At 63.1% G+C, this 6,358-nt stretch carries 7 protein-coding genes; 3 read left to right on the top strand and 4 right to left on the bottom strand.

Going from position 1 to position 6,358, the window contains the following annotated elements; genetic code table 11:
• A partial coding sequence (locus ACE3OH_RS17855; protein WP_374356259.1) for a helix-turn-helix domain-containing protein occupies nt 1-531 on the bottom strand: 531 nt, incomplete at its 3' end.
• 95 nt (nt 532-626) lie between these two features.
• Entirely contained in the window at nt 627-2,423 is a 1,797-nt protein-coding gene (locus ACE3OH_RS17850) for a TonB family protein (protein WP_374356255.1), read from the bottom strand.
• 158 nt (nt 2,424-2,581) lie between these two features.
• Here ACE3OH_RS17850 and ACE3OH_RS17845 point away from each other — a divergent pair, with 158 nt between their 5' ends.
• The 3 genes from ACE3OH_RS17845 to ACE3OH_RS17835 are packed head-to-tail and all read left to right on the top strand — an operon-like array spanning nt 2,582 to nt 3,911.
• On the top strand, nt 2,582-2,920 hold the full coding sequence (locus tag ACE3OH_RS17845) for an NIPSNAP family protein (protein ID WP_374356252.1): 339 nt from the start codon (nt 2,582-2,584) through the stop codon (nt 2,918-2,920).
• Nucleotides 2,917-3,273: an antibiotic biosynthesis monooxygenase gene (locus tag ACE3OH_RS17840; protein WP_374356248.1), complete on the top strand. Its 357-nt coding sequence runs from the start codon at nt 2,917-2,919 to the stop codon at nt 3,271-3,273. The genes ACE3OH_RS17845 and ACE3OH_RS17840 overlap by 4 nt, the downstream gene beginning before the upstream one ends.
• Nucleotides 3,270-3,911 (top strand): flavin reductase family protein, encoded by a 642-nt coding sequence (locus ACE3OH_RS17835; RefSeq protein WP_374356245.1) that lies wholly within the window; start codon nt 3,270-3,272, stop codon nt 3,909-3,911. The genes ACE3OH_RS17840 and ACE3OH_RS17835 overlap by 4 nt, the downstream gene beginning before the upstream one ends.
• A gap of 211 nt (nt 3,912-4,122) precedes the next feature.
• Here ACE3OH_RS17835 and ACE3OH_RS17830 read toward each other — a convergent pair whose 3' ends face one another.
• Together ACE3OH_RS17830 and ACE3OH_RS17825 are read right to left on the bottom strand one after the other, a co-directional pair.
• Nucleotides 4,123-5,103 (bottom strand): NAD-dependent epimerase/dehydratase family protein, encoded by a 981-nt coding sequence (locus ACE3OH_RS17830; protein WP_374356242.1) that lies wholly within the window; start codon nt 5,101-5,103, stop codon nt 4,123-4,125.
• Nucleotides 5,104-5,308: 205 nt separating this feature from the next.
• Nucleotides 5,309-6,241: a DedA family protein/thiosulfate sulfurtransferase GlpE gene (locus ACE3OH_RS17825; RefSeq protein WP_374356239.1), complete on the bottom strand. Its 933-nt coding sequence runs from the start codon at nt 6,239-6,241 to the stop codon at nt 5,309-5,311.
• Nucleotides 6,242-6,358 lie beyond the last annotated feature (117 nt).

Below are 6,358 nucleotides of genomic sequence, written 5' to 3'. Positions count from 1 at the left end.
ATCGCGCAGCAGCGTGGCCGCAGGCCAAGTCTCGGCCAGTTCAGCCAGGCGCAAGGGTAAATCCGCATCGAGAAAGGCCAGTTTGACAATGCCGCGCTCGCCCGCCGCCAGCAAAGCCTGACCCAGCGGAGTATCCGCCACCCCCCAATAGAACAGCAGCCCGGCACCGCCGGTCTTGATTTCGCCTGGCGTGGCTGCCTCGCAGCTCACCAGCAAGTCATGCAGCCGCCCCGGCCCCGACAGGCCGGCGCTGAGGCTGGCCCCCATCACGTCCTCTCCGGCCCGCAGGGCAGCTAGCGCGCGCTCCTTCGCCATTTGCTGCAGAAAGCGCTTCGGGCTGAGTCCGGCCCACCGAGCGAATTGCTTTTGCAGATGAAATTCCGACAAGCCGATATATGCGGCCAATTCCGCCAGACTGGGCTGGGCATCGGCATGCTGGCGCAGCCAGTCAATTGCGGCGGCAATGGTCAGATAGGCCTCGGCGCGACCGGGCAGGTCGGGCAAGGAATGGGGTGATCCGGTGATAGCCATGGTGCGACTCCTGTCTAGCCGCCATGCTAGGGCGGCGGCACGGCAGCCACCACCCGCTTCTTGCGCTGCATCCGCTCGGCCATGCAGGCTCTGTATCAGTAACTGAGGCTGGTGACGCCTTCGGTGAAATTCCAGGTACGGGTGATTTCCACCTGATCGTAGCGGGCGCGCATACCGGGTGGAAACGGCGAGAACGGCGCACTGGCCTCGACAATTCGCCGTGCGGCCTCATCGAGTCGCTTGTCACCGCTGCCTTGCATGATGACAAATGAGGCCAGCGTACCATCGCTATTGATCACCACCGACACCACCAGCGGGCTATAGAAGGCGTCCTTGCCCAGGTGCGGTGCATTGAATGCACCGACGCGTTCGACCTTCAAGCGCCAGCTTTCTGCATAGAAGCGGAATTCCACATCGGCAGCGGTGGCCGGCTGATTCAAACGCGCATAGCGCGGTCGTTGCACCCGACTGTCGGTATTCTGACTGGCGCCGCCCTGGCGATACTGCTGCAAGGCGCGCTCGGCCAGGGTCTGCGCAGAGGGGGGGTTCAACGGCACGGCAATGCCGGGCCCCTTGCTCAGCCCGCCGCGCCCCTCGCCATCGCCACGGCTGGCACTACCCTGCCCGCTTGCCGTGCCACTGCCGCCCAGCCCCAAGGCCGCCAGGGTTTGCTCACGTTCCTTTTGCGCGTTGGCCGCACGCCGCGCCTGTTCGGCACGCGCCGCTTCGTCTGCCCGACGCTGCGCCTCTGCTGCAGCCACCAATCGTGCCTGCTCGGCACGGGCCAATTGCTCCTGGCGCTGTTTCTCGGCCTGTTCTGCCTTGAGCTGTTCCTGGCGCAACTGCTCCTGGCGTGCCAAGGCCAGCTGCCGAGCCGCCTCTTGCTCTTGCCGCTGCTGGGCGAGCCTGGCTGCCTCGGCCTGCAGCCGCGCTTGCTCCTCGGCTTGCCTGAACTGGGCTGCAGCTAGCGCCTGGCGTGCCTGTTCGGCTTTCAGTGCCTCTGCCCTCGCTTGTGCTTCGACTTTGGCTTGTGCTTCGGCTTTTGCCTGCGCGTCAGCCCTTGCCTGCGCCTCGGCTTTGGCTTGTGCTTCTGCCTTGACTTGCGCCTCGACCTTGCGCGCTTGTTCAAGTCGCGCCGCCTCCGCTGCCTGTTGCTCGGCTAGCTGTACCTGGGCTTGCAGCCGTGCCGCCTCCGCCGCTTTTTGCTGCTGAGCCACCTGCTCAGCTAGTTTGCGCGCCGCCTCTTCGCGTGCCACCTCTTCCACCTGCTGCTTGACCAACGCTGCCTTGGCAGCCTGTTCGGCATGTGCTTGTTGGTCACCGCTCTGCTGGGCCGCATCGAGCTTGGCAATCAGCTCTTCCTTTGCTGCCGCCTCATTGGTATTGGCTGGTCTATCAGCCGGCGTCTGCGCCTGTGCCGGCATATCGATGTTTTCCTTGCCGCTGTCGGCATCGGCCAATTCTTCAGGCGGTTTGGGCTGATTCTGCTTGCCCTGGGCAAGCCGCCATGTGCCTTTCTCCTGCGCCAACACAGCGCTGCGCGCCCGACTGCGTGTCGCCTTGTGGCCCTTGGGTGCAGCCGGCGGCAGTGCACGGTCGCTGGCATCCTGCACCTTGGGACGCACCAGGCTGACTACCAGCTCACCGGGCGGATGCGGCATAGGCATAGAAGGCAAGGCGCTACTGCTTGCAGGGGATGGACTATCCGGCGGGGGCGGCTCTGCCAGCGCGATCTGCATCGGAACCGTAGCAGGCGGAGGATTCACCGCACCGACGCTGCCCACCTCACCAAAGCGGATCGCAATGATCAAGCCATGCAGCAGCACGCTAAGCAGTACCGCCCAGTCGAGCGGTTCGGCAAATCGGCGGCGCGGAGCAAAGTGTGAAGGCATGGGGCGAAATCGGGCGGCGGGCAAAAAGCTCCGCGATTGTAGGGGCAAATCTGCATCGAGTGCGTTTGATTGCTTTGGCAAGCATGGTTCGGCGCACGCCGAATCATTGCCCGGGGCGAGGCCGGTATCGTACGGCTGTCTTTTCAAGGAGTGTTGCCATGATCACCTGCTTTATCCGTTACCAGATCGATCCGTTCCAGCGTGCCGCCTTTGCCACCTATAGCGAGAACTGGGGCCGCATCATCCCGCGCTGCGGCGGCCATCTGCTTGGCTACTTTCTGCCGCATGAAGGCAGCAACGATATTGCCTGGGGGCTGATCGCCTTCGATAGCCTGGCCGCCTATGAGGCCTACCGGGCAAGACTGAAGACCGACCCGGAAGGCCGCGCCAATTTCGAATGGGCACAGCGCGAGCGCTTTATCCTGCGCGAGGAGCGTAGCTTTTGCGAGGTAGTGGATAGCGCCTTCTGCCAACTGCCGCAGGCACCGCAGCCATGATTGCGGTGATCTTCGAGGTGTGGCCGGCGCCGGGTCAACAGCCGGCCTATCTGGCCCTGGCGGCTGAACTCAAGGCCGAGCTGGCACAGATTGACGGCTTCGTGTCGATCGAGCGCTTCGAGAGCCTGAGCGAGCCGGGCAAGCTGCTATCGCTATCGTTCTGGCGGGACGAAGCATCAGTGGCGGCCTGGCGGCGCCTGGAAAGCCATCGCGCCGCCCAGACCGCCGGGCGCGCCGGCGTGTTCTCAGACTACCGTCTGCGCGTGGCCAGCGTTATGCGCGACTACGGGATGGTGGAACGCGCCCAGGCGCCTGCCGATAGTCGACTACGGCACGATGGCGCTGCGACATGAAGCGTGACACGATCACGCCGCCCATGCGCGTCATCCAGCCATCGGTGTTGTACTTCGGCACGCCGGTGGTATTGGTCAGCACCCGCAACAGCGACGGCAGCAGCAATCTGACGCCCATCTCCTCAGCCTGGGCGCTGGGCGACCGGCTGGTGCTGGGCATGGGCATTTCCGGCCTGGGTTGCGAAAACCTGCTGCGCCAGCGCGAATGCGTGATCAATATCCCCAGCGCCGAGCAGTGGCCAGCGATAGAAGCCATCGGCCGCACCACAGGCCGCCAACCTGTGCCGGACTTCAAGCAGGCGATGGGCTATCGCGGCGAGGCAGACAAATTTGCCTGCGCCGGCCTCACTGCCCTGCCCTCCGACACCGTGCAAGCGGCACGGGTCGCGCAATGCCCCTTGCAGATCGAGGCCAAGCTGCTGGCTGCCCATGCCATGCAGGCACCGGCCGACGCCGATCAAAGCCATGCGGTCTACATACTGGAAACCCAGGTCAGCCGGGTACATGCGCATGAAGCAATCATGCAGGGCGACAGCCAGCGCATCGATACCGCGCGCTGGCATCCGCTGGTTTATGTATTCCGGCACTACTTCGGCACCGGGGAGAAGCTGGGCGAGAACTTCCGCGCAGGCAATTGAACGCCAGAGCACTGCTCACGCGCAATCGACGCCCGCATAAACGCTTTACAAAACACGAAAACCTGCAGACACAGAGATCGCTGAGCACACTGAGGCCTCAGAGCAAACCGTGCTGGCAAGCTTTCTCAATGGGTCTCCCGATATTCGGCGAGTGGCGTCTTGCCAGGCGGGACGAATCAGACCGGAATGTTCCGGGCGAAAGCAATCAGACTCAAGCGGGTGCTTTCAACATCGATTGCTGTCGCATCCACGCGAGCTTGTCCGCCAGTAGAGCGTCGAGCGGCGTTTCGCGGTAGTCGAGCTCGGCTTTCGCCTTGCTCGAATCCACCAAGAGATGATGGCAAGTCAGCGCCGCGCTTTCCGGGGTGATATCCGGTTCCTTGCCACTCAGGCGCGACCAGGTGTCCACAATGCGCGCATAGCTCTTGAGCAGCCAGGGCGGCATGGCACCCTTGGGGGTGCGGCGCTGCAGTGCGACACCAATCAAATGAACCAGCGCGACAAAGCTGGCATGCTCGCCGCCAAGCAGATAGCACTGGCCAAAACGCTGGCGCTGCCAGGCGCGTACCTGCGCACTGGCGATCTCGCGCACATCGGCAAAGGCACCACTGCCGGGAGGAATGCCGGGGAGCTTTTGCTGGTCGACCAGCATGATCAAGCGCGCCCAGTTGTGCTGATCACCGGGGCCAAGAATATGCGAGGGATTGAACACGATCCACGGCAGACTGCTATTGCGCACCGCTGCCTCGCTCAGGTATTTGCTGCGCTCGTAGTTCACCCAGCTTTCACCACCGCGCTGCGGCACATCTTCACGCATGGTGGTATTCACCAGATGCGAATAGGCCGAAACCGATGAGGTATGCATGAAGGCCTTCACCCCGGCGGCCTCGGCGGCACGCAGCAGATTCTCGGTGCCGCCGACATTGGTGGCAGTCTGCGCAGCTGCCTGAGGGCGCCACATGCTGGTGTCGGCTGCGGCATGAAATACCGCTTCACAACCGGCCAAGGCTTGCGCCAATGAAGCCGTGTCATCGAGCGCAGCGCGCACTGCAATACCGCCCTGAGCCGTGATGCCTGCATCGGTCTCAGGCCGGCGCGACAGCGCCTTGACCTGGTGACCCGCAGCAAGCAGCTCGCGTAATAAATGCCCGCCAAGAAAGCCGCTGGCGCCGGTAAGAAAGACTGTGCTCATCGTGTCACCCTGCATAGGCAAAGGCCAAGCATGCCGCACAACCGCGCCGCCGCGCATCAATCAGCCAGGACTGCACGCCAATTGCGCACAAGCTGTTGCAAAAAGCACCGTAGCGAGGCGCGATGGCGAATCGACCAATTTCGCCGCAACGGTGTATCGATTGTTGACTAGGCAGCGCATCACCCGCATCAGCGCTGCGACGCGCTTACTTGGCAGGCCCGCTGTCAGTACCGAGCCCGGCCTCCTGCCAGGCTTCGATGCCACCGGCCAGGGGGCGCACATTCTTGAAACCGCCCAGCATCAGCGCCTTGGCCACTTTGGCAGCCGATATCTCATTGGGGCAGGAGCAGTAAATCACCACTTCGGCATCGGCCGCCAAGCCAGCCACCGGGACAACCGGGCTGCTGATATCGACGGGCAAGGCGCCCGGTATCCGGGCCGCGTCGCGCGCCGCTTGCGAGCGTACATCGAGTATCACCGGTGCCTCATCGCGACTGATCAGATCGGCCAATTCCGCAACCGAAATACGGTCCATGCGCAATTGCAAGATCAGCAGGCGGCGTCGCCACCATTTGTTCAGGATGAACAGCGCCAGCGCCACCAGCAGCAAGACCATGCCGATGCGGCCCAGCTGCGCCAGCACCGCCAGCACTTCGCCGACGGTATCGCGCAACACATGGCCCAAGGCAATGGCAATGCCAGCCCATAGCAGCGCACCGAGCGCATCGAACACGATGAAAACGGCAATCGGCGTGCGCAAGGAGCCGGCCAGCGTGGTAGCTACCGAAGCAAAACCGGGAATCAGCTTGGCAACGATCAAGGACTTTGGCCCCCAGCGCAGGTAAAGACCCTCGGTCTGCCGTATGCATGAATCGGGCGACAGGGAGATACGGCAGATGGTACGCAACATGCGGCTACCGTAGCGATGCCCAAGGCGGAACCAGGCCAGATCAGCGCATAGCGACGCCGCCACCGCCACCGCCAGCAATACCAGCGGCGAGTAATGCAGGCCAAGCAGTGCGCCGGTAAGGATCAGGGTCGGGTAGGAAGGCACCGGCAATCCTCCCTGTTGCAGCAGCACATTAAGAAACACAAAGGCCAGGCCGTATTGCTGGATCAGGGGGACGATCTGCTGCATGGTTGCTCGCTTCGATGGGGATCGGGCTATATCTTAGCGCAGGCCTTGCGGATCACTGGCGACGCACAAGGGCAAATCAAGCGGTTTATCGCCACACAAACACAGCTGGCTGCTTGG

It is taken from the genome of Chitinimonas sp., assembly GCF_041904975.1.
GTDB lineage: Bacteria > Pseudomonadota > Gammaproteobacteria > Burkholderiales > Chitinimonadaceae > Chitinimonas.
This window is presented reverse-complemented; position numbering and strand designations above follow the sequence as displayed.